This is a genomic window from Chryseobacterium wanjuense (assembly GCF_900111495.1).
Lineage (GTDB): Bacteria > Bacteroidota > Bacteroidia > Flavobacteriales > Weeksellaceae > Chryseobacterium > Chryseobacterium wanjuense.
The window spans coordinates 1388680-1414001 of the sequence record NZ_FOIU01000001.1 but is presented as its reverse complement, the minus strand read 5'-3'; the positions used below and the strand labels follow the sequence as shown (position 1 = coordinate 1414001).

General features: G+C 36.3%; 24 protein-coding genes. 13 read left to right on the top strand and 11 right to left on the bottom strand.

All coding sequences use genetic code 11. From position 1 onward, the window contains the following. Positions 1 to 13 precede the first annotated feature (13 nt). A complete protein-coding gene (locus BMX24_RS06445; RefSeq protein ID WP_089791223.1) occupies positions 14 to 604 on the bottom strand; it encodes a TetR/AcrR family transcriptional regulator in 591 nt (196 codons plus the stop codon). 149 nt (positions 605 to 753) lie between these two features. On the opposite strand from BMX24_RS06445, the gene BMX24_RS06440 reads away from it, so the two are divergent. Then, complete coding sequence (locus BMX24_RS06440) at positions 754 to 1380, top strand: chloramphenicol acetyltransferase (protein ID WP_089791222.1); 627 nt, start codon at positions 754 to 756, stop codon at positions 1378 to 1380. A 6-nt stretch (positions 1381 to 1386) separates the two neighbouring features. On the opposite strand, the gene BMX24_RS06435 is transcribed toward BMX24_RS06440, so the two are convergent. Beyond that, entirely contained in the window at positions 1387 to 2226 is an 840-nt protein-coding gene (locus BMX24_RS06435; protein WP_089791221.1) for an NAD(P)-dependent oxidoreductase, read from the bottom strand. Between the two features lie 554 nt (positions 2227 to 2780). Between BMX24_RS06435 and BMX24_RS06430 the strand changes: the two genes are divergently transcribed. Next, the gene (locus tag BMX24_RS06430; RefSeq protein ID WP_089791220.1) at positions 2781 to 3122 is read left to right on the top strand and encodes a helix-turn-helix transcriptional regulator; all 342 of its coding nucleotides are present in this window, start codon (positions 2781 to 2783) and stop codon (positions 3120 to 3122) included. A gap of 16 nt (positions 3123 to 3138) precedes the next feature. Here the strand turns inward: BMX24_RS06430 and BMX24_RS06425 are convergent, their stop codons facing one another. After that, entirely contained in the window at positions 3139 to 3870 is a 732-nt protein-coding gene (locus BMX24_RS06425) for an MBL fold metallo-hydrolase (RefSeq protein WP_089791219.1), read from the bottom strand. A gap of 165 nt (positions 3871 to 4035) precedes the next feature. Here BMX24_RS06425 and BMX24_RS06420 point away from each other — a divergent pair, with 165 nt between their 5' ends. The 3 genes from BMX24_RS06420 to BMX24_RS06410 all read left to right on the top strand — a co-directional run bounded on the left by BMX24_RS06420 (position 4036) and on the right by BMX24_RS06410 (position 5960). Beyond that, the gene (locus tag BMX24_RS06420) at positions 4036 to 4734 is read left to right on the top strand and encodes a DsbA family oxidoreductase (protein ID WP_089791218.1); all 699 of its coding nucleotides are present in this window, start codon (positions 4036 to 4038) and stop codon (positions 4732 to 4734) included. Positions 4735 to 4746: 12 nt separating this feature from the next. After that, entirely contained in the window at positions 4747 to 5328 is a 582-nt protein-coding gene (locus BMX24_RS06415; RefSeq protein WP_089791217.1) for a 5'-methylthioadenosine/S-adenosylhomocysteine nucleosidase family protein, read from the top strand. A 110-nt stretch (positions 5329 to 5438) separates the two neighbouring features. Then, on the top strand, positions 5439 to 5960 hold the full coding sequence (locus BMX24_RS06410; protein ID WP_089791216.1) for a GNAT family N-acetyltransferase: 522 nt from the start codon (positions 5439 to 5441) through the stop codon (positions 5958 to 5960). Here BMX24_RS06410 and pdeM read toward each other — a convergent pair. The 5 genes from pdeM to BMX24_RS06385 all read right to left on the bottom strand — a co-directional run bounded on the left by pdeM (position 5957) and on the right by BMX24_RS06385 (position 13562). Then, complete coding sequence (gene pdeM, locus BMX24_RS06405; protein WP_089791215.1) at positions 5957 to 6601, bottom strand: ligase-associated DNA damage response endonuclease PdeM; 645 nt, start codon at positions 6599 to 6601, stop codon at positions 5957 to 5959. The genes BMX24_RS06410 and pdeM overlap by 4 nt on opposite strands. Before the next feature lie 137 nt (positions 6602 to 6738). Then, entirely contained in the window at positions 6739 to 9144 is a 2406-nt protein-coding gene (locus BMX24_RS06400) for a ligase-associated DNA damage response DEXH box helicase (RefSeq protein WP_170835696.1), read from the bottom strand. Between the two features lie 232 nt (positions 9145 to 9376). Then, the gene (locus BMX24_RS06395) at positions 9377 to 10957 is read right to left on the bottom strand and encodes an ATP-dependent DNA ligase (protein ID WP_089791213.1); all 1581 of its coding nucleotides are present in this window, start codon (positions 10955 to 10957) and stop codon (positions 9377 to 9379) included. Further along, positions 10954 to 11979: a ligase-associated DNA damage response exonuclease gene (locus tag BMX24_RS06390; RefSeq protein ID WP_089792784.1), complete on the bottom strand. Its 1026-nt coding sequence runs from the start codon at positions 11977 to 11979 to the stop codon at positions 10954 to 10956. The genes BMX24_RS06395 and BMX24_RS06390 overlap by 4 nt, the downstream gene beginning before the upstream one ends. 101 nt (positions 11980 to 12080) lie before the next feature. Then, complete coding sequence (locus tag BMX24_RS06385) at positions 12081 to 13562, bottom strand: aminotransferase-like domain-containing protein (protein ID WP_089791212.1); 1482 nt, start codon at positions 13560 to 13562, stop codon at positions 12081 to 12083. A 65-nt stretch (positions 13563 to 13627) separates the two neighbouring features. On the opposite strand from BMX24_RS06385, the gene BMX24_RS06380 reads away from it, so the two are divergent. From BMX24_RS06380 to bioA, 5 genes are all read left to right on the top strand, one after another. Then, on the top strand, positions 13628 to 14251 hold the full coding sequence (locus tag BMX24_RS06380; RefSeq protein WP_089791211.1) for a hypothetical protein: 624 nt from the start codon (positions 13628 to 13630) through the stop codon (positions 14249 to 14251). Continuing rightward, positions 14244 to 15353: an aminotransferase class I/II-fold pyridoxal phosphate-dependent enzyme gene (locus BMX24_RS06375; RefSeq protein WP_089791210.1), complete on the top strand. Its 1110-nt coding sequence runs from the start codon at positions 14244 to 14246 to the stop codon at positions 15351 to 15353. Before BMX24_RS06380 ends, BMX24_RS06375 begins: the two co-directional genes overlap by 8 nt. Positions 15354 to 15435: 82 nt before the next feature. Beyond that, complete coding sequence (gene bioD / locus BMX24_RS06370) at positions 15436 to 16083, top strand: dethiobiotin synthase (RefSeq protein ID WP_089792782.1); 648 nt, start codon at positions 15436 to 15438, stop codon at positions 16081 to 16083. Beyond that, a complete protein-coding gene (bioB, locus tag BMX24_RS06365; protein ID WP_089791209.1) occupies positions 16083 to 17066 on the top strand; it encodes a biotin synthase BioB in 984 nt (327 codons plus the stop codon). The genes bioD and bioB overlap by 1 nt, the downstream gene beginning before the upstream one ends. 94 nt (positions 17067 to 17160) lie before the next feature. Continuing rightward, the gene (gene bioA / locus BMX24_RS06360; RefSeq protein WP_089791208.1) at positions 17161 to 18426 is read left to right on the top strand and encodes an adenosylmethionine--8-amino-7-oxononanoate transaminase; all 1266 of its coding nucleotides are present in this window, start codon (positions 17161 to 17163) and stop codon (positions 18424 to 18426) included. Between the two features lie 102 nt (positions 18427 to 18528). On the opposite strand, the gene BMX24_RS06355 is transcribed toward bioA, so the two are convergent. Continuing rightward, on the bottom strand, positions 18529 to 19542 hold the full coding sequence (locus BMX24_RS06355; RefSeq protein ID WP_089791207.1) for a hypothetical protein: 1014 nt from the start codon (positions 19540 to 19542) through the stop codon (positions 18529 to 18531). Between the two features lie 552 nt (positions 19543 to 20094). Between BMX24_RS06355 and BMX24_RS06350 the strand changes: the two genes are divergently transcribed. Beyond that, positions 20095 to 20802: a DUF421 domain-containing protein gene (locus BMX24_RS06350; RefSeq protein ID WP_089791206.1), complete on the top strand. Its 708-nt coding sequence runs from the start codon at positions 20095 to 20097 to the stop codon at positions 20800 to 20802. A gap of 335 nt (positions 20803 to 21137) precedes the next feature. On the opposite strand, the gene BMX24_RS21150 is transcribed toward BMX24_RS06350, so the two are convergent. Beyond that, positions 21138 to 21299 carry a hypothetical protein gene (locus BMX24_RS21150; protein WP_170835668.1) on the bottom strand — a complete coding sequence of 54 codons (162 nt, stop codon included), beginning with the start codon at positions 21297 to 21299 and terminating at the stop codon, positions 21138 to 21140. A gap of 395 nt (positions 21300 to 21694) precedes the next feature. On the opposite strand from BMX24_RS21150, the gene BMX24_RS06345 reads away from it, so the two are divergent. After that, positions 21695 to 22618 carry a DUF3078 domain-containing protein gene (locus BMX24_RS06345; RefSeq protein WP_089791205.1) on the top strand — a complete coding sequence of 308 codons (924 nt, stop codon included), beginning with the start codon at positions 21695 to 21697 and terminating at the stop codon, positions 22616 to 22618. An 84-nt stretch (positions 22619 to 22702) separates the two neighbouring features. Here BMX24_RS06345 and BMX24_RS06340 read toward each other — a convergent pair whose 3' ends face one another. Continuing rightward, positions 22703 to 23965 (bottom strand): NAD(P)/FAD-dependent oxidoreductase, encoded by a 1263-nt coding sequence (locus BMX24_RS06340; RefSeq protein WP_089791204.1) that lies wholly within the window; start codon positions 23963 to 23965, stop codon positions 22703 to 22705. A 178-nt stretch (positions 23966 to 24143) separates the two neighbouring features. On the opposite strand from BMX24_RS06340, the gene BMX24_RS06335 reads away from it, so the two are divergent. Further along, positions 24144 to 25133 (top strand): aldo/keto reductase, encoded by a 990-nt coding sequence (locus tag BMX24_RS06335; protein WP_089791203.1) that lies wholly within the window; start codon positions 24144 to 24146, stop codon positions 25131 to 25133. The last annotated feature ends 189 nt before the right edge of the window (positions 25134 to 25322 follow it).

Genomic DNA, 25322 nt, shown 5'->3' with positions numbered 1-25322 from the left:
TTAATGAAAAAAATTATTTCAATGAATCAAAATAAGACTTAAGTCCTTTTAAATAAACAAGATATACAGATTTAGAATTTTCCAGTTTGCCTAAATTTCTTACGCCCCAATACCCGGAAAGGGTAAAAACAGCCACTTCTTTTGCATTGACTGAAGATTTAATAACTCCATTTTTTCTTCCTTTTTCAATCGCGTCAATCATCGCTTTTTCCCACTGCAGAGAAAGTTCGTTTAAAGCTTTGGTAAAATCAATATTCCAAGGAGCCATTTCCTGCGTAAAATTGGAAGCGGGACAGCCGTATTCAACCTTTAAAGCTTCATTTTCCATTAATAAATTATACATTAAATTATAAATCGTATCTAACGGATTCACAGAATCTTGAAAAGGCTCAATGAAAGTATTTTTGAAGTTAGGAATCATGAGCTCTCTGATGATTGCAAGCCCCATTTCGTCCTTAGTTTTAAAATGATAATAGAAGGCCCCTTTCGTCACCTGAGTTGTTGCAATGATCTCATCCACGCTGGTTGTCTGATAGCCATTTTCATAGATCAGTTCAAATGCTTTTTGAAGAATAGTAAGGCGGGTTGCTTCCGATTTTTTCATAAAAATACCAGATGATAAATACAAAGGAACAATATTTTATTTAAACAAAAAAGGATCTTTTTATAGAGATTTTAGAATATTAACATCAAAAATTTCTGATACAATTTTTTAAAATCATAAAACTTCCTGAAATTTGCAAAAAAAATTTAATGAAGGTAATAGATATCGCGAGCTGGAAAAGAAAAGAACATTTTGAATTTTTCTCTAAAATGAAAAGTCCGTATTTCGGCTTCACGACTGAGGTCGAATGCACCAAAGCGTACGAAAAAGCAAAAGAAAACGGCCATTCGTTCTTTGCTTATTACCTTCACAAATCGATGGTTGCCGTAAATTCTGTAGAAGAGCTAAAGCTTCGAATCGTCGGTGATCAGGTGATTTTGTACGATGAAGTGCACGGTGGAAGCACGATCGGAAGGGCAGACGGAACATTTGGCTTCTCATTCTTCCATTATTCTGAAGATTTTGAAACGTTCAACCAAGGCTTGCAGAAAGAAATAAAATCTGTGCAGAACTCTACAGGATTAGGCATCAGCAATGATGTTTTGCCGATCAACCATATCAGACACACCACCATTCCGTGGAATTCTTTCAGTGCCTTGCTGCATCCGACCAATTTTGATCCGAAAGAATGTATCCCAAAAATCACTTTTGGGAAGTTTAATATCCGTGACGGAAAGAAATTCCTTCCTGTTTCTGTTGAAGCGCATCATGGTTTGGCAGACGGTATTCATCTGGCCAAGTATATTGAAGAATTTCAACGACAACTTGATATGTAACGAAAATTATTTTTTCAGATAATTAATAATTCCGATCACATCATCTTTTCCGAAACCTGCATCATGCGCAGACTGGTACGTTTCAATCAAAGTTTTTGACAAAGGAAAATCTGCGCCTGCATTTTTTGCCAGCAATATGTCTTTTAGCATTAAATCTAAAGCAAAAGCCGGTTCGTACTGATCATCGATCAATAGGGGAGTTTTCACTTTTGTGGCGCCGCTTCCGCTTGCACTTTCGTTGATGATTTCGAGCATATCTTTACGGTCGATTCCAAGCTTATCAGAAAATAAAATAGTTTCCGCCAATCCCTGATAAATTATTGAAATAAAATAATTAACGGAAAGTTTCGCTGCAATTCCTTTTCCATTTTTGCCTAAATGTTTAATAACTTTTCCCAGTTTTTGCAAATAAGGTTTTGCCCTTTCAATATCTTTTTCTTCACCTCCGGCCAAGATGATCAACGTCCCTTCGGCAGCAGGTTTTGTACTTCCGGCAACCGGTGCATCGATGAATCTGCCTTCTTTTATTTTGATGGCATCGGCCATTTCCCTGGATGCTTCCGGCGAAATCGTACTCATATCAATGAAAAGCTTTCCGGTAATATTCTGTGTAAAAATTTCTTCGTAAACAGCCTTCACAGCCGTGTCATTGGTAAGCATAGTAAAAATAATGTCACTATTTTGTACCAACTCACTCACCGTACTACAAACTTTAGATTTTTCTTTAAAATCTTCTGCTTTTTCTGCAGTTCTATTGTAAACAGATAAATAAAATCCTGCTTTTTCTAAATTTTTTGCCATCGGGTGTCCCATATTTCCAAGGCCTATAAATCCAACTTTTTCCATGATGTAATAATTTAATCTAAAAATTAATTTCAATTTAAAAATTAAAGAATAGCCATCCAAAATAATTAAATATAATTTTTATTAAATCTTACTTTTTATAGAAATTTAATGATGAAAATTTACCATTACAGACCTGCTAAAATTTTATCCGGGTGTTGATTACGATCATAAAAAGAGAAGCGAATATTAGCTACTTTTGATCCATAGTAATATATAGGCATATTCACAATTTAAGAGAACAAGCACAAAAGTAAATCAAGGATAGCATTTAAAGGCTCGCGTGGTATGTATGTGGTATTTCAATTCGAGAAAATTTTAATCATTTTTTCTTTCTTTGCTTTTATTTCTCTTTAAGAAAATTTTTAAGACTAATTATAAAAATAAAGAAAACGCCTGTATAGAAGGACTAGCAATACTTAGCTCATGTAAAAGATTTAATAAAAGTTGAAACTTCAAGGTTCAAATTATTATTAAAATTTGAAAAAATAAGTATAGAAGATTTAATTCTGAGCCTCCGTTTGGACAACAGAACTTAGTAGAGATGAGAAATTATTATGAGAAACGATAAACCAGGATTCAATTTAGACGATATAAACCAAAAGATTTTTGTTCAAGACGAGATTTTAACTTTGGCCAAAGAAAATTCTCCGCGCTTGCTGAACAAATTCAGATTAGTAGATCCGGATTTTTTCGGAAAGTTATCTGCTATTCAGCCCAATCTTAAAAATTCGGAACTGATTTTTTGTATTTATTTAAAACTAAACCTTACGACCAAAGAGATTGCCACTTATACCTTTGTTACTCCAAAGGCCATTCAAAACAGAAAAAACAGGCTTAGAAAAAAGCTCAGCATACCTTCTGAGGTAGATATTTATAAATGGTTTAATGATCTTTAAACCATTTTTTTTTCGGCTAAAACTCCAGGATAGCTTTATCCAGATCATGGTACAGCAGCACTTTCCAGTGATTTTCAATGGCTTCTTTCTGCCATTTTAATCTCAGCTCCATTGCTTTTCTGCCATCGAAATCACTCTTGTAGGCAAGATGATATTTCAGGTAGGATTCCTGTGGAAGATCATCTGCACCGTAAAAGACAGTTTCATCATTTTCCCTGATCCAGAAAACCTGCATGAATGGGGTATGACCACCCACAACCTCGAATGAAATTTCATCTGTGATATTTCCTTTATTATCATCCATCCAGACAATATTTTCAAGTTCGATCAGCTTTTCAAGGGTATCAAAATCAAAAGAATAGCTTCCCGTATTTTCCATTGCGAAAGCCAATTCCCGTTTTTGAATATAGATTTCAGCATTGGGAAAGGTAGCCTGGAAACCGTTTTCCGTACGGCTTATTACAGTTTCAATATGATCTTTATGAAGATGTGAAAGCAATACTTTCGTTACCTGATTTGGGTGAATATTTTCCTTTTCGAGAATAGCAGAAATTACCGTTTTCCCGTTGTCATTTTTCCATCCGATTCCTGCATCCAGAAGAATAATATCCTTATGGGTAATAATAAGAAAAGGCTGTACAGACATCTTTATTCCTTTAGCAGTTTCAACATTTTCATTTGTTAAAAGTGTAAAGTCTTTTGTCTCATTTGTAGAAAAATTTCCTTCTTTGAGTGGTATAATTTTCATACTGCAAAATTCTTCATTATTTTTAAATTTTAAAAACGTTTTTTTTCAATACCCATCATCGGTAAAACCGATAAAGCATATTAAATTCTTATCATGAAATAAGTATATTTGGAGTGAAATTATTTCAATTTGATTTAATTTTAAAATAAATTTCAATTAACGACAATGAAAATAGAAATCTGGTCGGATGTGATGTGTCCGTTTTGCTATATAGGTAAAAATAATTTTGAACAGGCCTTGGAAAAATTGCCCTTCAAAGATGAAGTTCAGGTAGAGTGGAAAAGCTTCCAGCTCGATCCGACTTTAGATCCGAAGGAAACCAAAAATACCATCGAATATTTTAAAGAGAAGAAAGGTTTTCCGGAAGCTCAGGCTCAGCAAATGATCGGTCAGGTGCAGCAAATGGGTAAAGGTGCCGGAATTGATTTTAATTTTGATAAAGCATTAATTACCAATACTTTTTCAGCCCACAAATTGCTTCATCTTGCTAAAAAATTTAACAAGTCCAATGAAATGGAAGAGGCTTTGTTTATTGCTCATTTCATTGACGGAAAAAACGTTGGCGACCTGCAGACATTAATTTCCATTGCTGAAAGTTTAGGCATTGACAGCACTGAAACGGAAAAAGTTTTAACTTCCGAAGAATTTGATTACGATGTAAATCAGGACATTATGGAAGCCAGAAATAATGGAGTTTCAGGCGTTCCTTTCTTTATTTTAAATGGAAAATATGCCGTTTCAGGAGCGCAGCCTGTGGAACTTTTCGCCAGTGCACTTCAGCAAACTTATGATGAAACCGTTTCTCCTTTGAAGAAGGATTCAGACAATGGAGCTTCCTGTGATACAGAAGGTTGTGAAATTTAATTTTTTAATAGAATGATAAAAATAAACGAAAAACATCAATTTCCGGTGGAAGAAACGCTTTTTGTTTTTGCCCTGGATTCTGAAGCGGGAGAGGTTTTTAACGATAAAAATAAATTAATTACAGGCATCGGAAAAGTAAATGCTGCCATGGAATTAACCAAAGAAATCCATCGCAGAAAACCAAAACTGATTGTTAATCTCGGATCTGCCGGAAGTAAAAATTTTCATAAAGGAGAGGTTATTTGCTGTACAAAATTCATCCAGCGAGATATGGATGTGAGAGGTCTCGGATTTGGTTTATACGAAACTCCGCTTTCCGGAATTCCGCCGATTTTGGAGTATGGTCTTAGAAAAAACGACCTACCGGAAGGTATCTGCGGAAGCGGTGACAGCTTTGAAATGAACCACTCGGAAACCGATTACAATATTGTTGATATGGAAGCCTATCCTCTTGCTTTGATTGCTATGAAGGAGAAGATTCCGTTTCTTTGTTTAAAATATATTTCGGATGATGCGGGTAGTGAGGCTGCGGATGACTGGACGGTTCAGGTACATTTGGCAGCAGAAGCTTTTGATAAAATTTTATTCTCCTGATTTTACAATTTGAAGCATTTTATTTAAATTTTTATCAAAGAATATTATTCATTTAAAATAGATTTCTAAAGAAATAATTTCATTATCAATTCATAAATTAATACCAACTAATGTCAGCAATTATCATCAATAAAGCCAATCCGGAAGATCTGGAAATCCTTCAGAAACTAGGAAGAGAAACCTTTTATGAAACCTTTGCAAAAAGCAATTCGGAAGAAGCGATGCAAAAATACCTTGATGAAAGTTTTGCTACAGAAAAAATAAAAACCGAACTCAACAACCCTGATTCTCAGTTTTTTATTGCCTGGGAAGAAGACAACCCGATTGGTTATCTGAAGTTAAATTCAGGAAAAGCTCAGACAGAATTACAGGACGAATTGTCCCTTGAAATTGAAAGAATTTATGTAAAAGCCGAATATCACGGAAAAAAAATCGGACAGCTTTTATACGATAAATCCCTGGAAATCGCCCGACAGCAATATAAAAAATACATTTGGCTGGGTGTTTGGGAAGAAAATGTAAGAGCGGTAAATTTTTATAAGAAAAACGGTTTTGTAGAATTTGACAAACACATTTTCCGATTGGGAGATGATGAGCAAACTGATCTTATGATGAAAAAAACGTTGGATTAAATCTCATAGATTTCAGAATCCGTAAAAACATAGAATCTTCCTTTTTTAGGGAGATTTTTTGTATCCAATCCTGTAAATTCACTGAAAGCCGGAAGCAGCAATTGATCCGGGCTGATTGCAAAACACGGCAGCTTAATATTTTTCACCGGCGAATTGATGACAAAACCCGGATGAATATGACCCGTAATCTGGAATTTCGGTTGATTTTTTTCAAAATCATGGATGAAAATAAAATTATCAATTTCAAGGACTTCTACTTTTAGATTTAAGCATAATTTGGATTCCAATTTTTTTGAAATTTTATCGTGATTTCCTTCAATTAAATAAAATTGTAAATCCGGATACTGATTTCGCCATTCGCAAAATTCATCCACATCAGAATTATCACCCGCGTGAAGAAGATCCCCAACAACAATAAATTTTTCAGGTTGAAAATATTCTATCAAAATCGACAAACGTTCCAAATCATTTTTCATAATATGATTAGCCAATGCAATTCCGTTTTTCCTGAAATGAGCCGTTTTCCCGATATGCAGATCAGATAATATGAGTGCTTTTTCCTTTTTCCAAAATACAGCCCGCTGATTGGTTAAAGTAAAAGTTTCGTTTTGAATGTTTATATTTTTTGTTACTAATTTCATTTTAATTAAAAAAATTCTACGTCATTTTTGTCATTTCGAAGTCAAGAGAAATCTGATCTGGGTTGTAGATTCTTCATTCCACCACGCTTTATTTTAAAAACAAAGTCATGTAAAAATTCACATTAACTCTTGATAATTTACATTCCTCTCCATTTCTTCGCCTGTTCCAGCATCCGTTGAATCCTCGAATCCAAACCTTCACTGGAAAGGGTCTGACGCAAACTATCAACCTTAATCGGGAAGCTCAAAGGTGTGAAAGTATTAGCATATTTCAAAATAATTTTTGATTTTTCGATCCGCATGAATGCTTCCACCAGTCTTTGTTCCTGCAATTGTGCGTTGAAAACCTCTGTATAAGCCTGTCTTACCAAAAAATGATTCGAATCGTAATCTTCCAAAACTTTGAATATTAATCCCGCAGAGCTTTGCAGCGATTTATTAGACCGCTGTTTTCCTGCATAATTTTGAATTACCATTCCTGAAATCACCGCGATATCCCGGAATTTGCGACGGGCCATCTCCGCAGAATTGATACTGGAAATCACATCGGTCATTAAATTTTCCCTGGTTAAAATTTTATCTAAATTTTCTTCATTTAAAGGAATTTCTTTATCGCTAAACAGTTCAAAACCATAATCATTCATCGCCATTGAAAAGGAAATCGGAGCCAGCTTTGAAATTCGATACGCAACCAAAGCAGCCATCACTTCATGCACCAAACGCCCTTCAAAAGGGTACATAAACAAATGATAGCCTTCACGGTTTTTTATTAATTCAACCAAAAACTCATCTTCTCTCGGGATATGTGAACGTTCTTCCTGATTAGCCAATAATGGATGTAAAAATTTCAGTTCTTTCTCTGAAGCTTTCGGATTAAGGGCTCCCGACAATTTTTCTCTTAAAAAATGTCCTAAATTAGAGCTCAACGGCAGTCTTCCTCCCAAATAACTTGGAACAAAAGCTTTCCCTTTCGCCGCTCTCACATACACCGTCATATCTTTAATCATCGCCACTTCAAGAACTCTTCCGGCAAGTATAAATTTTTCGTCTTTTTTTAATTTTGATATAAAATATTCCTCCACCATCCCGATATATCCGCCGGAAATAAATTTCACTTTAAGCATGGCATCACTTACAATTACCCCCATATTCATCCGGTGAAGCATGGCTATTTTTCGTGAAGTCACTTTATACAGCCCGTCTTCCATGATAACGATTTTATGAAATTCTTCGTAGCTTTTCAAAACGCTTCCGCCTATGGTAAGGAAATCCAAAATACTTTTCCATTCTTCTTCAGTCATTTCCTGAAAAGCATAAACTTTTTTAATCCTTTCATGTAATTCTTCAGCATAAAATCCGTCACCAACAGCCAAAGTCATTAAAAACTGAACCAAAACATCAAAGCACAGAACCTGCGGTTCGCGGGGTTCGATTACTTTTTGTTTAACAGCTTCCTTCAGCGCTGCCACTTCAATTAATTCCAAAGAATGTGTCGGAACACAGTAAATTTTTGAGGTTTCAAAAGGGGAGTGACCACTTCGCCCGGCTCTTTGCAAAAATCTCGCAACGCCTTTTGCAGAACCCACTTGAATCACAGTATCAACAGGTTTGAAGTCGATACCTAAATCTAAAGATGAAGTGGAAACAACGGCTTTCAGTTTGCCTGAACTCAGATTTTCTTCAATCCAGATCCTCAAATGAGCGTCGATTGAGCTGTGGTGAATGGCAATTTGTCCCGCAAAATCAGGATAAGCATTGAGCAGCAGCTGATACCACATTTCGCTCTGACTTCGCGTATTGGTAAAGACAATCGTGGATTTTGACTCAAGAATTATCGGAACAATTTTATCTGCAAGTTTTGCTCCCAAATGACCAGCCCACGGTAAAATTTCAACTTCATCAGGGAAAACTGAGAGAATATCAATCTTTTTATGTTCTTTGGCTGTAATTTTTGTTTTTTTAATATCATATGGAATTAAAACATCCATCGCTTCATCAATATTTCCGATCGTTGCCGTAATTCCCCAGATTTTAATTTTCGGAACATATTTTTTCAACTGGGAAATGCCCAATTCAACCATCACACCGCGCTTTGAGCCCAGGAGTTCGTGCCATTCATCAACAACGACGCATTTCATTTCATTGAAAAATCTTGCATTATTTTTTTGACCTAACAAAAGATGTAGGCTTTCGGGTGTAACAACCAGAATTTCAGGCATACTTTTCACCTGCTGTTGCCGGACTTTTGGATCTGTATCACCGTTTCTCACACCTACACTCCAATCTAGGCCAATCTCATCAATCGCTTCCTGCATCGCTTTTGCAATATCTTTCGAAAGGGAGCGGAGAGGAGTTATCCAAAGCATTTTGAGACCTTTTTTATATTTTTCAGGCTGGTTTAAAAAATCCGCAATTAACGCTAAAAAAACGGAAAAAGTTTTTCCAAAACCTGTCGGAGCAACCACCATTCCGCTGTATCCGTTTCCGAATTTCTGCCATGTATCGGTCTGAAATTTGAAAGGGGAAATACCTTTATCCGCCATCCACTCGTGAATGACTCTGAATCCGCTGGTATTTTCAAAGTTGCTCAAAATTTATTTTTTTTGTTTTAACGCAATGTCCGCAAGGATTTTTTGAAATATTCTCTGCATATTTTTCATTCGCAAAGACGTTTCACTCAGATAAGGCTTTCTGTTATCATTGCTGAACGAAGTGCCTTTGCCAACGAAAAATATTTTCAATTATAAATAAATTCTTTGTGTTTATAAATTAAAGTTATTGTATCAATTTCTTGATCTCATCCAAATCATCAATTTCCTCGACCGTTTTATCTTTCCGCCATCGTACGATTCTTGGAAAACGCAGTGCTACACCGCTTTTGTGACGATTACTGAACCCAATTCCTTCAAAGGCAATTTCAAAAACGAGTTCTGCCTTTACCGTTCGCACGGGTCCAAATTTTTCGATAGCATTTTTATTGACAAACTTACTTACCTCCATAATTTCCTTATCGGTCAATCCCGAATATGCCTTGGCAATCGTGACCAGAGAATCGCCGTTTTTCACAGCAAAAGTATAGTCGGTATAGTAGGCGCTTCTTCGTCCGCTCCCTTTCTGAGCGTAGATGAGCACGGCATCAATGGTTAACGGGTTGATTTTCCATTTCCACCAATCACCTTTTTTTCTTCCCGAATGATAGGGCGAATTCTTTTGCTTTAACATTAATCCTTCACTGTTAATTTCTCTGGAGTTTTCCCGTATCTGATCAAGTTCTTCCCATTTTTCAAAATCTATAACCTGGGAAATTTTTATGTTTTGAGGATTTTCATTTAACAATAATTCTTCCAGCATTGCCCGTCTCGCCGAAATAGATTTTTCCCTTAAATCATTATTTTCAAGCTCCAGCAAATCGTAAACAAAAACTTCAATAGGAATTTCCGAAAGCATTTTTTTGGTGAGTGTTTTTCGGTTTAATCTTTTTTGTAATTCATTAAAATTTAAAACCTTACCTTCCTTTACCGCAAGTATTTCTCCATCTATCACAAAATTGCCCTGCATCTGTTGTACGGCTTCTGCAATTTCGGGAAATTGTTCGGTAATCAGCTCTTCACCTCTTGACCAGATGAACACTTCATCGTTTCTTTTAATGATTTGTCCGCGGATTCCATCCCATTTATATTCGATCAGCCATTCGTCGGGAGTTCCCAATTCTTCCAGTTCTTTTTCCAGAGGATAGGCCAAGCAGAAAGGATAGGGTTTTGAATTATCAGGGTTAATTTTTTCCGCCGAAATCAACTCTTTGAATGAAATTTCATCAGGCAGCCATTTTCCCATTAAACTATGCATTAAGGTGCTTGATTCCTGATCTGAGAATTTTGTCAAGGCATTAATCAACGTCTTATCTGAAACCCCGATTCTGAAACTTCCGCCTAATAATTTATTGAAAATCAATCGTTCCGTGTAATCCAAACCGTTCCAGGAGTTTAAAACAAATTCTTTTTTTTCGAGGTCGGTTTTATTTTTTAAATCAATTATATCATTCATCCATTGAGAAAGTGTACGCTCAATTTTTTTCGTTGGGGGAGGCAGAATTAACGAAAGTGTTTCACCCAGATCTCCCACCGAAGAATAGCTTTCCTGAAACAGCCAGAAAGGCAGTTTTGTAATTTCCAGTGCCCATTCTTTCATATAATTTGTATTCACGTTCCGCCTAGGTCTTTTGCCTGTAAACAAAGCAATGAACCACACTTTATCTTCATCCGGAGCGCGTTCCAGATAATCGATGATCGCATCAATTTTGGCATTGGTTTTATTGGTGCTTTCCAAAGCATTGATCAAATCTGCGAAGTTTTTCATGACTCAGGATTTTCAATGATTTCTTTTTCCGTTACTTCCTCGTCATCATCTCCGTACAAAGTTTCCACAACATCGGATTTTATTCCAATTTCATTTAAATATTTAGAAAAAATTTCCGTCTGTCCGTGCGTAACGTGAACAATTTCTGCTTCCGTCGCTTTTATAGCCTGCAATAAGCCTTTCCAATCGGCATGATCACTCATAGGAAATCCTGCGTCTGCACTGCGCCATCTTCTGGCTCCACGAACCTGCATCCAGCCGGAGCAAATTGCTGTTGCCGCATTCGGAACTTTCTTAATGACATTACTATCCAGCAAAGCGGGCGGAACGATAACAATCTCTCCCTGAACATGCTTTACACTCTCCCTAAAATCCGGAATTTCATAGTCAGGAAGCTGAATTCCGACGTTTTCAAAAGCTTCATTTAATTTGCCGATAGAGTAATGAACATGGATTTTTCCCAGACCTTCAACTGCCTTCATAATCCGTTGGGCTTTTCCCAAAGAATACCCGATGAACACTGAGGTTTTATCGTTTTCTTTATTTTTTAAAACCCAGCTCTGGAGTTTTTTATTTAAATCATCAACTTCCAGCCAATTGTAAATCGGAAGCCCGAAAGTGCTTTCTGTCACAAATTCATTGCATCTTACCAACTCAAAAGGGGTACTTAAACCGTCGTCCTGAACTTTATAATCACCTGAAACCACACTCACATAACCCTTGTATTCCAAGCGAATCTGCGCAGATCCGATGATATGACCGGCAGGATGAAGGGACAGTTTCACGCCGTTCATATTGATAACATCACCATATTCTACACTCTGACATTCAATATCTTGCCCGATTCTCTGATGCAGAATTGGTTTGGTAAAATGATGACAAAGATATTTTTTCATTCCCCAACGGGCGTGATCGGCGTGACCATGCGTAATGACCGCCAAATCTACCGGTCGCCAAGGATCAATATAAAATTTTCCCTGTGGACAGTAAATACCTTTATTTGTAAATGTGATTAGTTTCAATGGTTTTTGTGAATTAGATTTAAAAAATACCATTCAAAAATCTAACCAATCCTTATGATATGTAAGAAAAATAAAATTTTAATTATTGAAATTGTTATTAATCAGGACATCCGTTTTACCGTTTTTGAAAAAATTTCGATAGATTTTTCCATTTCATCAAAATTAAAATTTCCAAAACCTAGACGCATGGCTGTGAGGTCTTTATTTTGGTAGAGGAGAGTTTTAGGAATAAAAAGGTTATTTTGACCGCAATTTCTGGAAAGCTGCATCAGATTGATCGGGATTTTCCATTCTGCCCAAATGGCAAGTCCGCCCGAAGGTTTTTTAAATTGTAAATAATTTCCTAGATTTTCTTCAACTAAGCGAACAAAATAATCCAGTCTCTCCTGATAAACTTTTACCGATTTTTTCAAATAACGGTTAATTTCTCCCTCTGCGATCATTTCTCCCAAAACGTGTTCCATTAAAATATCTCCCTGCCGGTCAATGATGCCAAGATATTTCCTCATTTCGGTCATCAGATTTTCCGGAGCCACGATAAATCCGGTGCGAAAACCCGGAGCAAGGGACTTTCCGAAAGAGCCTATGTAAATCACCATTCCATTGGTATCAGCGCTTGCCAACGGAAGAATCGGGCTTTTATCATAGTGAAAATCATAGTCGTAATCGTCTTCCAGAATAATAAATCCGAACTCATTGGCAAGATTTAAAAGCTCCAGTCTCCTTTGAGCGCTTAATGTCACGGTTGTCGGATAATGGTGATGCGGCGTAAGATAGAGCATCCTGATCTTCTGTTTTTGACAGATTTTCCTTACTTCTTCTACGTCAATTCCTTCATCATCAATCGGAATGGTAACAATTTTCACCCCGGTTTTCTGAAAAATCATGTTGACGGAAAAATAACTTAAAGCCCCAATCAAAACCGTATCGTTCTCAGAAAGCAGAATTTCCGAAACGATATAAATACTCATTTCCGTACTTCTTGTAATCAGAATATTGTGAGTCGAAATCGGCAATCCTCTTGATAAATTTAAATATTGAGAAAGATTCTTTTTAAAAAATTCACTTCCATCCTGATTGTAATGGGAAATTTTGTGAGCCCTCCGTTTTAATGTTGAACTGTAAATCCGTGAATGCTGATCTATTTGGGTAAGCCGGATATCCGGAACTCCGTCATTGAAAACAAACTCGCAGTCTGACCGTTCAAAAGGGTTATCTAAAATATTGGAAGTCTTAAAGGTAAATCCGGTGGTTTTAGGATAATTTTTAAGATTTATTTGATTAAAATCATTAAAACTGACAGGTTTTTCATCATTTTTTCTAATCACGAAAGTTCCTTTATTCGGTAAGCTTTCGACCCAGCCTTGCGCAAAAAGTTCGTCATAAACCGCAACAATCGTATTTCTGTGAACCTGTAAAAGTTGGCTCAAAGCTCTTGTTCCCGGAAGTTTTGTTCCGAAAGGTAAAAAGCCACGCTGGATTGCATTAATTAACTGATTGGTCACCTGCATATAAATGGCAACTTCCGAATTTCTGTTGATTTTAATAAAACTTTGGTAAGGAATCTCAACCGGACTATTCATAATATAAAAACTGGCACCACTGAACCATCCGGCAATATACTACTTTTGAACCAAAACAGAAAAGAATGGAATTCTACAATCTTTTAGAAAAAATAGTTCAGCATCATCTAACCCACGCAAAATGGCTAAACACCCTTTCATTCATGGAAAATGCGGGAGCAAGGAAAATTTCCGCGTGCGAACATCCTTCAAAAGTTGATCTTATACAGCTGAAGCATGCGGCAGAAGAGCATCGCCATGCTTATTATCTAAAAAAACAAATAGGAAAAATCAGTCCGGAAAGCTGCAAAACGTATGAAAAAGATGAGCTTTTGGCTTCCGTAGCGACAAGGCAATATCTTCACTCTTTAGATATCAAAGCTTGCAAATATCTTCAAAAAACATTTTCATTGACCAAAGAAGAATTGAAATATGCGGCTTATCTGTTTGTAACTTATGCCATTGAAGTACGCGCCGATGAACTTTATCCTGTTTATCAGGAGATTCTTACCAAAACATCTTCTAAAGTTATGGTAAAATCTATCATTCTGGAAGAAGAAGGACATTTGGAAGAAATGATTAATCAGCTAAATGAATTTTCTGATGACTGGGAAACCCATGCAGAAACAGTTTTAGCGATTGAAAAAGACCTTCATGAGCAATGGATCAATGCCATTTCGAAAGAAGTTTTAGAACTTCATTATGCTTAATGATTTTCACCATTTTCAGGAAGCTTTAGAAAAAAGAAAAGAAAGCGGAACCTTAAGAATTTTAAGGCAAAAAGAGCAAGGTATAGATTTTTATTCCAATGATTATTTGGGATTGGCCGGAAATAAAGATTTTCAAAAGGTATTATTAAAAAATATTTCAGAAAATCCGCAATTGTTATCCGGAAGTACCGGTTCCAGGCTGATTAGCGGGAACAGTACAATGGTTACTGAAACCGAAAACTTTATTGCAAAAGAACATCAATATCAATCTGCATTGCTTTTTCCTTCGGGGTATAGTGCAAACCTGGCTTTATTTTCAACGCTTCCGAACCGTCATGATACAATTATCGTTGATGAACAAATTCATCGGTCTGTACATGATGCCTGTAAAATGTCATTAGCGAAAAAATTAAAGTTTAAACATAATGACCCTGAGCATTTAGAACAGATTTTAAAAAGGCAGGATGGATCATGTTATGTGGGAATCGAAAGTCTTTATTCGATGGATGGAGATATGGCTCCTGTTAAGGAAATTATTGAAATTATAGAAAAATATAAAGCAAAATTAATTGTTGATGAAGCACATGCTTTTGGAGTTTTTGGATATGGTTTGGTTGATAAATTTCAGTTGCAGGAAAAAGTTCTGGCAACAGTGGTTACCTACGGAAAAGCTCTCGGAACTCATGGTGCTGCTATTCTCACTCATGACATTGTAAAATCTTACCTGATCAATTTTGCATCACCTTTTATCTATTCGACTTCAGCGCATGATTTTCTATGGATGAGCGTCAAGAAAGGATATGATTTTTTAAATATGAATAGTGAATTATCAATTAAGCTTAAAGAAAATATTAAAATTTTTCGTGATCAGCATTTGAAAAGTCCATCTGCGGAAAATAGCCCGATTCAGGCGATTATTGTTCCTGATAATCATCAATTGAAGGCATTAAAAGAAACATTATTGGTTAATGGATTTTTGACATATGCAGTTTTCAGTCCGACGGTGAAAGAAGGGACAGAAAGGTTGAGAATTTGTCTGCATAGCTTTAATACAGAAGAGGAAATTCTAGAATTGACGAGAATTATTAAAAAATTTGTTTAGTGCAAAAGTAGTTTAACAGTGAATTATATTGATTGACAGATTTCTCCTACGTCGAAATGACAATGATAACGGATATAAAAAAATGAACACAAAACCCGAAACACAAAACCCGGAACAAAGACTCCTTTTCGTTACAGGAATTGGAACTGAAATTGGAAAAACGGTCTGCTCGGCTGTTTTAACAAAATATTTTAAGGCAGACTACTGGAAACCCGTTCAGTCCGGAGATCTGCATCATTCTGACAGTATGAAAATTACAGATTGGGTGGGAGAAAATGTAGTTTGCCATCCTGAAACATATCGTTTTCAATTGGCTGCATCGCCGCACCAGTCGGCTTTTGAGGAAAATAAAGTAATTAATTTAAATCAATTCAAAATACCGAAAACTCAAAATAATCTTATCATAGAAGGAGCAGGAGGTTTGATGGTGCCGCTTAATGATCAGGATTTTATGATTGATTTAATTGAAAAACTAAGCATTCCTGTCGCATTGGTCGTGAGAAATTATTTGGGCTGTATCAATCATAGCTTGTTATCAATTTTAGCTTTAAACCAAAGAAAAATAAAACTGGAATATTTAATTCTTAACGGAAATTTTCCACCTGACTCAGAAAGAATTATTTGTAAAAATATTCAACCGGAAACAAAGATTATACGAATTCCGGACATTGAAGATATAACACCGGAAACAATAGAAAATACTACAAAACAATTAGAAAAAATAGAATAATGGATAAAAAAAATCAAATCAGAAACGACTGGACCAAAGAAGAAATAGAGGAAATCTACAATCTTCCCCTTCTCGAACTTATCTATAAAGCAGCAACCGTTCACCGCGAATGGCACAATCCGGAAGAAGTTCAGATGTCGACTTTACTATCGATAAAAACCGGAGGTTGTCCTGAAGATTGTTCGTATTGCGGACAGGCAGCCCGTTATCACACCAATATTAAAGTTCAGGCTCTACTTCCAACGGAGCAAGTGATCGAACATGCCAAAAAAGCTAAGGAAGGCGGTTCATCCCGTTTCTGCATGGCTGCGGCATGGCGTGAAGTTCGTAATAACCGTGATTTCGACAGGGTAATCGACATGGTAAAAGGGGTGAATGAACTTGGAATGGAAGTTTGCTGCACTCTGGGAATGCTGACAGAAGAACAAGCCGTTCGCCTTCAGGAAGCCGGTCTTTACGCCTACAATCACAATCTGGATACTTCTGAGCAATATTATGAAGAAATCATTTCAACGAGAACTTTTGATAATAGAATCAACACTATTAATAATGTAAGAAAAGCGGGAATCACCGTTTGTTCAGGAGGAATTATCGGTCTTGGAGAAACTCATAAAGACAGAATTTCCATGCTTTTAACACTGGCAACGATGCCGAAACATCCTGAATCCGTTCCGATCAATGCATTGGCGAGGGTAGAGGGAACTCCGCTTCAGGACAACGAAAAAACAAACACCTGGGAAATGGTAAGAATGATTGCTACAGCGAGAATTGTCATGCCTTCATCCATGGTTCGTCTGAGCGCGGGAAGAATCGAAATGACAGAATTTGAGCAAGGATGGTGTTTTATGGCCGGAGCCAACTCAATCTTTACAGGAGAAAGAGAAACTTTATTGGTAACCCCAAATCCGGGTGTTTCTGAAGATATGCAAATGCTGCAAACTTTAGGATTAAAGCCCATGATGAGAGAAAAAACAATGTGCTAGAAAGTGAATGGTGAATGTGAATTGTAATTTTTTTTCACATCATTAATTCACCATTCACCATTGACAATATTACTTTACTTATTATTAACAATTCATGAATCTATCCGAGCGCGACCAGGCCGTCAACTGGCATCCTTACACACAGATGAAAACAGCGGGAAATGCCATTCCTATTGTAAAAGGGCAAGGTGTTTATCTTTTTGATGATCAGGGAAAAAAGTACATCGATGCCGTTTCTTCGTGGTGGGTAACCTTGCACGGGCACTCGCATCCTTATATTGCTCAAAAAGTTTTTGAACAACTTACTACTTTGGAACAGGTCATATTCGCGGGATTCACGCATGAGCCTGCAATACGGCTTTCAGAAAATCTTTTAAAGCTTCTTCCTGAAAATCAGCAGAAAGTTTTTTATTCGGATAATGGGTCGACTGCGGTGGAAGTGGCGCTGAAAATGTGTATTCAATTTGCCTATAACCAGGGGAAGGAAAAAACAAAAATTTTGGCGTTTGAAAATGCTTATCACGGCGATACATTCGGGGCGATGTCGGTAAGCGGAAGAAGTGTCTGGACAAAACCTTTTGGGGAAATGCTTTTTGAAGTGATTTTTATCGATACACCGACTTCTGAAAATCTTGAAAATTTAAAAAAAATTATTAAAAACAATGCAGATGATATCGCCTGTTTTATCTATGAACCGCTTGTTCAGGGAGCTGCAGGAATGTTGATGCACAATCCGGAAGATTTATCAGAACTAATGAAATTCTGCCGGGAGCAGGAAATTTTAATGATTCAGGATGAAGTTTTTACTGGTTTTGGCCGAACCGGAAAATTATTCGCTGCCGATTATTTTTCCGAAAAACCTGATATCATGTGCTTTTCGAAGGGCTTAACAGGTGGAACAATGCCTATGGGAATCACAACCTGTTCTAAGGAAATTTTTAATGCTTTTTTGTCTGAAGATAAATATAAAACATTATTTCACGGGCATTCATTTACAGCAAATCCTTTGGCCTGTACCGCAGCGTTGGCCAGTATGGAGCTTTTATTGAATGAAGAGACTCAGGAAAAAATTAATTTAATAAGTAAAAAGCATTCGGAATTTTCCAGGACATTAGAAATCAATCCTAAAGTTGAAAATATTCGTCAAATGGGGACAATTTTAGCATGGGATTTTAAAACAGAACACGGAACTTCTTATTTCAATACTATTGGAAAACTTTTATATGAAGAATTTTTAAACAAGGGAATTATCATGAGACCTTTGGGAAATGTCATGTATCTGGTTCCTCCTTACTGCATTACTTCTCAGGAATTGGATTTTATTTATCTTGCTATTTTAGAGGTTTTGGAAGGGGTTTGAGTTTAAAGTTCTAGATTTAAGGTTTAAGGTTTAATGTTTAAGTCTAAATATAATAATTCCTCAAAGTTTTGCTCTGAGGAATTATTTTTTGTTTAATTAAAATTAAAATGTTAAAATCGTAATAGAAGCTACATCGGCGGCATCTACTAAAGTCAGCGGATGGGCAGCCTCCTTAAATATCCTGATCGTGTACGTTCCCGCAGGCAAATTTACCGCATGGAAAAAAGGAGGCATGGAAATCCTTACATTGATCGGTACGGCAGCCGGAAGATGTGAAACTCTATTGACGACAACTGTACCAGCAGAATTGGTCATGGTGAAAGAGAGTGCAGTACCATTGGAAGGCGTTGCACCGTTCGCCCAACACGTAGCCATTGCCGTAATATAGGCAAGTCCGCCTGAGTGATTGTAAGTATAAGTCCATGACGAATTGGTACCACTTCCCGTATTGGGAGCCGTATTATTGGCCACAATCGTTGCAAGAGGTGCAGATGTGCTTATCGTAACGACTTTCCCTGTAGCATCTACGGCCAATGCCTTACCATTGGAGATCGGTGAGGAGGAATTGATATTACTAAACTTCATCCCGGAGTCATTGGCAACACCGGAGTTGATTTCTAGCTTGGAGGTTGGTGAGTCAGTTCCGATACCCACTCTGTCATTGGCAGCATCTACAGAGAAAGTGTTTCCATCCACTGAAAATAAGTTCTTTACCGTTCCTTTAAATGCTAATGTATTAGTGTTTTGCTTTACAGTACGATTGCTGGTAAGTGTTTCATCCGAATTGTAAATAGTGACATTGGGATTCAGTTTTGTCCAGGACGTACCATTGTAAAAGTAGTATCCCATCGCATCCATATCTATGGCTGTTCCCGTTTGGGTTCCGGTGGAAACGTCATTTACAAAAATCAGGGTAGAAATCGGAATTGAAGTCATGGATTGGGCTTTCTGTCTGTCTACTCTTGGAACCAAGAGCCCGTCAACATTGGTAGAAGTACCGGTTGCGTTCTTTGCAGTGATGTCTAATGTCGATGCAGGAGAAGTATTGTTGATTCCTACCTGAGCATACGTAAATAAAGGGATTATCATAATCCCGAATAATAATTTTTTTTTCATAGCTTCATTTGTTTGTTTGATTTGGTAAATTTTAATATTAAAAATGCATAAACATAATTTTTATTTAATATAAATTTAATATAAATAAACTTAATTATCTCATAAATACATAAGAAAATCACATTATTAAGCAGATTGTATCAAAAAATAACATGCTAAAAGTGATTAATCAAAAATTATCCATATGCAATAAATATTTAAAATTAATTATTTAAGAAAAAAAGTACTTCGGTTTTAAAAAAAGACTTATTTAATTTTCAAAAAATATTTATTTATTAAAAAAAAAATAAACTCGCAAAAACCAAATAATTAACTATTGCGTGAATTAAAATTTTACTCGCTCATTTAATAAAAAGAGTTTTAAAAAACTTAAAAAACACAGAATGATGAAAAAAAATTATTCAGATTGGGTTGCAATTTTTCCAAAAATAGACTTCTAAAGAGTCTGAAAAGAATAAATTATGAAATAGCAAAGCTCAGCTAAAGTATCCTGATAAAGTCAAAGCCTTGTATTGGCGTATTTTTTGAACGTTGGATAATAAATAATTTTCTATGTTATCCGTATTTTTATTAAAACTCGACTGGAAAGAATTATTGATGGGACACGAAGAATGGTCCTTTCTTCTGGAAATTATCCTCCGGACTTTCATTATGTTTATAACGATTATCATCGGGCTGCGGGTTTTAGGGAAGCGGGGAGTGAAGCAGCTTTCTCTTTTTGAACTGGTCGTTATCATCGGCCTGGGTTCGGCGGCGGGAGATCCCATGTTTAATAAAGATGTGGGAATTGTGTCTTCGATCATTGTGTTTCTGGTGATTATTGTTTTATATTCAGTCGTGACGTATTTCATTGGGAAAAGTAAAGGCTTCGAAAAATTAGTGGAAGGAAAATCCATTTGTCTTGTCGAAAACGGAGAATTTGCCATTGAAAACTTTAAAAAGGAAAATCTGGGAAGCGATGAATTTTTTGCTGAATTAAGATTAAAAAGTATTTCGCAATTAGGCCAGATAGAAAAAGCGATTGAAGAAATTTCGGGTGAGATCAGTGTTTTTTATTACGAGAATGAAAATGTAAAATATGGTCTTCCCATCATGCCCGATTCTCTTAATCATACTTTGAAAAATATTACACAAGAAGGGTATTACTCCTGTATATTTTGTGGTCATACCGAAGAAAAACAGATAGGTAATGCAGGAATCTGCCCTAAGTGTGAAAAAGATGAATGGGTTCACTCAAGCAATAAAAGACGAATTACATAAATAAAAAAAGGCTCCTAAAAGGAGCCTAAAAAAACACAAATGATGAAAAAAAATTATTTCGATTCGCAAATATACTAAAAATTCATATGTGAAACATAGCACATAATAATAATTAATAAAATCTATTTAGAATGTATTAAGTCTGTTTAAAAATTCAACTACAAAAGATACAAAAGCTAAATTGAATTATTTAAAGTTTAGCTATTTGAAAACAAAAGCCTGCAAAAGAATAAAAATCAAATATTTTTTAAAACTTTTTTATTTCTTTTGTGGTTAAAGTTTAAACGAGTTCATTATATAAAAAAACGGATTGATGAACAATCCGCTTCTTATATTTATCCTGCATTTATTTTTTGTGAAGTTGTAAAAAGTCCTAGTGCAAACAAGGCCAGAAAGCCGACTGCAACATATTTGGCAGCATTTTCGATTCCTTTGGAAACTCCTTTCGTTCCAATATGTTCTCCCAAAATCGGAGATAATATTTTCTTCGTTTTCATAATGTAAAATCAACAAATTTTAAACCATACTCTTTCCATAAGAGTAAATTAATACCATCTGATAATCAGTTATTTAAATTTATGAAATTTTAAGATAATTTTTATGATCGAGGTCATAAAAAAACTATGCAAGACTTATTAGATTTGGGCAGTAAACACAAAAATCCATATTCTACGTTGTAAAAAACGAAAAACCCCTTTTTTAGAGGGGTTTTGCTTTATTGTTAATTTTCATTCAAATTCAAAATCCAAATTATTTTATATATCCAAAGTAAAATTTTGGTTAAAAATTATTATTCTGTCAATAAAAAGTATTATTTTAAATTTTATATAAGTTTATTTAATATTTTTTAACAAAAACTTTATTTATAATTTTGCACCAAACATTTATTATTATGAAAAAAACTTTGTTACCCCTTTCCCTGTCGTTGGGAATTTTTGCTTTTTCACAAGAGATAAAAACTGAAGCACCGGCTGTAGATACTACAAAAGCCTGGAGTATTCAGGGGCAGAATACTTTAATGCTCAATCAGTCCGCATTTTCAAACTGGGTAGGCGGTGGAGCCAACAACGTGGGATGGCTTGCCGGAGTAAATTACAATCTTACCTACGAAAAAGGCAAAGATCTCTGGGAAAATATTATCATTCTCGGCTACGGACAAAACAATACAAAAGGCATAGGAACCAGAAAAACCCAGGATGTCATCAACCTTTCTACCAATTACGGAAGGGAATTTGCAAAACACTGGTATATTTCCGGCGGAGCAAGCTTGCAGACACAGTTTGCAGCAGGTTATGCAGACGGAAACAACCCTGAAGCTGCAAAAATTTCCAATTTTATGGCTCCCGGCTATTTCAATATTGGAGCCGGAGTTACTTACAGGCCGAATGATAACCTGACCGTGACTTTGCGCCCTGCCAATGCAAGATGGACTTTCGTTTTGGATGAAGACCTGCAGCACGCCGGAACATATGGTTTAAAAAACGACGGAGATTCCTCATTATTCCAGTTCGGTTTTTTGGGAACGGCCATTTATAAACTGAAAATTATGGAGAATATTACGCTTACCAACACAGGTTCCGTGTTCTCAAATTATCTCGACCATCCGGAAAGGCTGGTACTTTCGTACAGCGGAGTTTTAAATATGAAAATCAATAAATTTATTTCTACGAATATTACTTTGGATCTTCTTTACGATCATAATCAGATTAGAAGAACCCAGCTGAAACAGACGTTGGGAGTAGGTTTTGCCTATAATATCGAGAAAGGTAAAAAACGCTCTGACAATAAGGATAATCAGTCTTGGTTTAAGAAATAGATGAAGGTGAATAGTGAATTTTGCTGCGCTGTCAATTTTAAAGATTCACTCGCGAAGCAAAATTCACTATTCACCATTCACTTTTTAAATATTATTTCTTTTCGGTTGAAGAATCAGCCTGATGGAAGGGTTATTGGTAATGAACAATCTCAGCCAATCCAGTGCCAGACGCACTTTGTTTTGGAATCCTACCAACGGAATAATGTGTATAAACAGCCAGGTAAGCCAAGCAAAAAAACCTTTAAACGAAAACTTCGGAAGATCGACCACCGCATTGTATTTCGATATAATCGCCATACTTCCTTTGTCATTGTATTTAAAAGGAATAAGAACTTTTCCGTCTTCGATACGTTTCAGGTTTTTCGCAAAATTTTTAGCATGCTGAATCGCCACCTGAGCCAATTGAGGATGACCTTTCGGATATTTTTCTTCGGTAAGTTGTAAAGCAATATCGCCTAAAGCATAAATATTTTTCGTTCCCTGAACTTTATTATAAGCATCCACGAGCAATCTTCTGCCTTTTCCCACACTTTCTTCAGGAATTCCCGGAACTTCACGCCCGATCACACCGGAAGTCCAGATCAGGGTTTCGGTTTCTATGGTTTTTCCGTCCGCTAAAATCACTTTATTATCCACATAATCTTTCACTGCTACATTCAGGATGATTTTCACGCCCAGTTTTTCCAATTTATTGTAAGCCGCTTCCTGAGCGAGTTTACTCATCGGGGAAAGCAGGGAAGGAAGCGCATCGATCAGATAGATATTTGAAAATCTTAATTTTATTTCAGGATATTCTTTTTGTGCGATGTATCTTCCCATTTCAGCCATCATTCCGGCAAGTTCCACACCGGTCGGTCCGCCACCTGCGATCACAATATTCTGTAATTTTTCGGCTTCTTTTGCGTCTTTATTTCGTGCCGCTTCTTCGAGAGTGAGCAGCATATAATTTCTGAGATAAAGGGCTTCTTCAATACTTTTCATCGGAAGGGCGCATTTTTGCACGTTTTCCATTCCGAAAAAATTGGTTTCCGTTCCCAAAGCAAGCACCAGATAATCATATCGGATTCTTCCGGTATCGGTTTCAATGGAATCAGTTTCCGAATCTACTTTTACAAGTTTTCCCATGTGAAAATGGACGTTTTCATAGTTGGAAAACAGCCTGCGGAAGGGATAACTGATATTTGAGGCCTGAATAAAAGAAGTGGCCACCTGATAGATAAGAGGCGGAAAAAAGTGGTAATTGTTCTTATCAACCAGCGTAATCTGAAATCTGTTATCATTCACCAAAGATTTTACCAGATTGATTCCGGCAAAACCTCCGCCTACAATGACGATATGCTTTTTCATATAAATTGATATTGATGTGGTACTCATTTTAATTCAAGAATAACGCCAAAGACAGCTTAGAAGGGGTATTTAAATTAAAATTAAAATATATTAATCATTTTATAATTAAAATTTTTCTAAACAAAGCTCTGCATGATGTTTGTATTTAATAAAATCCAAATCTTAAATATCACCATATATGAAATCACACATTTTAACGGAAAAACACCGGTTAGGTCTAGGTGGAGTAGCTATAGGAACCGCTTTTGAGAAACTAACCGACGGAGAATCTTATGAAGTTTTGCAGAAAGCATGGGATCTGGGAATACGCTATTACGATACATCGCCCTGGTACGGATTGACGAAAAGTGAAAGACGCTTCGGAAATTTTCTTCACGGGCAAAACAGAGATGAATTTGTATTTTCAACAAAAGTGGGAAGACTATTCGTGGAAGTTCCTGAAAATGAAGTCCCTCCAACCATGTGGAAAGCACCTTTGAATTATGATTTTGAACATAATTATACCGCAGATGCCATCAAAAGATCCATCGAAGAAAGTCTGGAAAGAACGCGGCTCAGTCATATCGACATTGTTTACGTTCATGATTTGTCTGAAGATCAGGTGGGTGACCGTTATCCCTATTTTTTAAAACAGGCGAGAGAAGGCGCTTTTAAAGTATTATCGGAATTAAGGAATCAGGGCGTGATCAAAGCCTGGGGAATGGGCGTGAATAAAATAGAACCGATCCTCGACTGCCTGGATTCTGCCGATCCTGATATTTGTCTTTCGGCGACGCAATATTCTATTCTGGATCATGAAGATGCGGTCGACAGACTACTTCCTGCTGTAAAGAAAGCCGGAGTAAAACTTGTTTCCGGAGCGGGATACAATTCTGGTTTTATCGCCGGAAGAAACCGCTACAATTATGTGGATGTGATTCCGAAGGGGATGACAGAAAAGCTTAATAAAATCAATGAAATAGCAAAAAAATACAATACCACTGCCGTTCATGCTGCCTTGCAGTTTGTGTTGGCTGCGGATGAATTTGCTTCCATTATTCCCGGCGCAAGCAGACCGGAACAGGTTGAGGATAATGTCAATGCCTTAAACGAAAAAATTCCTACCGATTTCTGGAATGAATTAAAATCAGAAGGATTGATTTATGAAAAAGCTCAGACTCCGGCATAATTTTCTTTCATTAATTGGCCGGTTCTGAGATTAAAGAACTGGTCAATTAAAACTATTTTTAATTTTTTATAATTTATTCTTACGTAATTCTGTGCTAATATTCCGCTAAAATGGGTTAAATTTTTACCTGCTTCTCCAGATAACTTTGCCTTATCAAAAAACAAACAAAATTTTTAACAATAAAAAAAG

Bases quoted from the DNA above. Each gene is read 5' to 3' on its own strand.
- BMX24_RS06430 (WP_089791220.1), top strand. From the start codon at position 2,781: ATGAGAAACGATAAACCAGGATTCAATTTAGACGATATAAACCAAAAG.
- BMX24_RS06335 (WP_089791203.1), top strand. From the start codon at position 24,144: ATGAAATCACACATTTTAACGGAAAAACACCGGTTAGGTCTAGGTGGA.
- BMX24_RS06395 (WP_089791213.1), bottom strand. From the start codon at position 10,957: ATGAAAAACTTCGCAGATTTGATCAATGCTTTGGAAAGCACCAATAAA.
- BMX24_RS06415 (WP_089791217.1), top strand. From the start codon at position 4,747: ATGATAAAAATAAACGAAAAACATCAATTTCCGGTGGAAGAAACGCTT.
- BMX24_RS06340 (WP_089791204.1), bottom strand. From the start codon at position 23,965: ATGAAAAAGCATATCGTCATTGTAGGCGGAGGTTTTGCCGGAATCAAT.
- BMX24_RS06355 (WP_089791207.1), bottom strand. From the start codon at position 19,542: ATGAAAAAAAAATTATTATTCGGGATTATGATAATCCCTTTATTTACG.
- BMX24_RS06435 (WP_089791221.1), bottom strand. From the start codon at position 2,226: ATGGAAAAAGTTGGATTTATAGGCCTTGGAAATATGGGACACCCGATG.
- BMX24_RS06345 (WP_089791205.1), top strand. From the start codon at position 21,695: ATGAAAAAAACTTTGTTACCCCTTTCCCTGTCGTTGGGAATTTTTGCT.
- bioA (WP_089791208.1), top strand. From the start codon at position 17,161: ATGAATCTATCCGAGCGCGACCAGGCCGTCAACTGGCATCCTTACACA.
- BMX24_RS21150 (WP_170835668.1), bottom strand. From the start codon at position 21,299: ATGAAAACGAAGAAAATATTATCTCCGATTTTGGGAGAACATATTGGA.
- BMX24_RS06425 (WP_089791219.1), bottom strand. From the start codon at position 3,870: ATGAAAATTATACCACTCAAAGAAGGAAATTTTTCTACAAATGAGACA.
- BMX24_RS06350 (WP_089791206.1), top strand. From the start codon at position 20,095: ATGTTATCCGTATTTTTATTAAAACTCGACTGGAAAGAATTATTGATG.
- BMX24_RS06380 (WP_089791211.1), top strand. From the start codon at position 13,628: ATGGAATTCTACAATCTTTTAGAAAAAATAGTTCAGCATCATCTAACC.
- BMX24_RS06385 (WP_089791212.1), bottom strand. From the start codon at position 13,562: ATGAATAGTCCGGTTGAGATTCCTTACCAAAGTTTTATTAAAATCAAC.
- BMX24_RS06410 (WP_089791216.1), top strand. From the start codon at position 5,439: ATGTCAGCAATTATCATCAATAAAGCCAATCCGGAAGATCTGGAAATC.
- BMX24_RS06440 (WP_089791222.1), top strand. From the start codon at position 754: ATGAAGGTAATAGATATCGCGAGCTGGAAAAGAAAAGAACATTTTGAA.
- BMX24_RS06375 (WP_089791210.1), top strand. From the start codon at position 14,244: ATGCTTAATGATTTTCACCATTTTCAGGAAGCTTTAGAAAAAAGAAAA.
- BMX24_RS06420 (WP_089791218.1), top strand. From the start codon at position 4,036: ATGAAAATAGAAATCTGGTCGGATGTGATGTGTCCGTTTTGCTATATA.
- pdeM (WP_089791215.1), bottom strand. From the start codon at position 6,601: ATGAAATTAGTAACAAAAAATATAAACATTCAAAACGAAACTTTTACT.
- BMX24_RS06400 (WP_170835696.1), bottom strand. From the start codon at position 9,144: ATGGCGGATAAAGGTATTTCCCCTTTCAAATTTCAGACCGATACATGG.
- bioB (WP_089791209.1), top strand. From the start codon at position 16,083: ATGGATAAAAAAAATCAAATCAGAAACGACTGGACCAAAGAAGAAATA.
- bioD (WP_089792782.1), top strand. From the start codon at position 15,436: ATGAACACAAAACCCGAAACACAAAACCCGGAACAAAGACTCCTTTTC.
- BMX24_RS06445 (WP_089791223.1), bottom strand. From the start codon at position 604: ATGAAAAAATCGGAAGCAACCCGCCTTACTATTCTTCAAAAAGCATTT.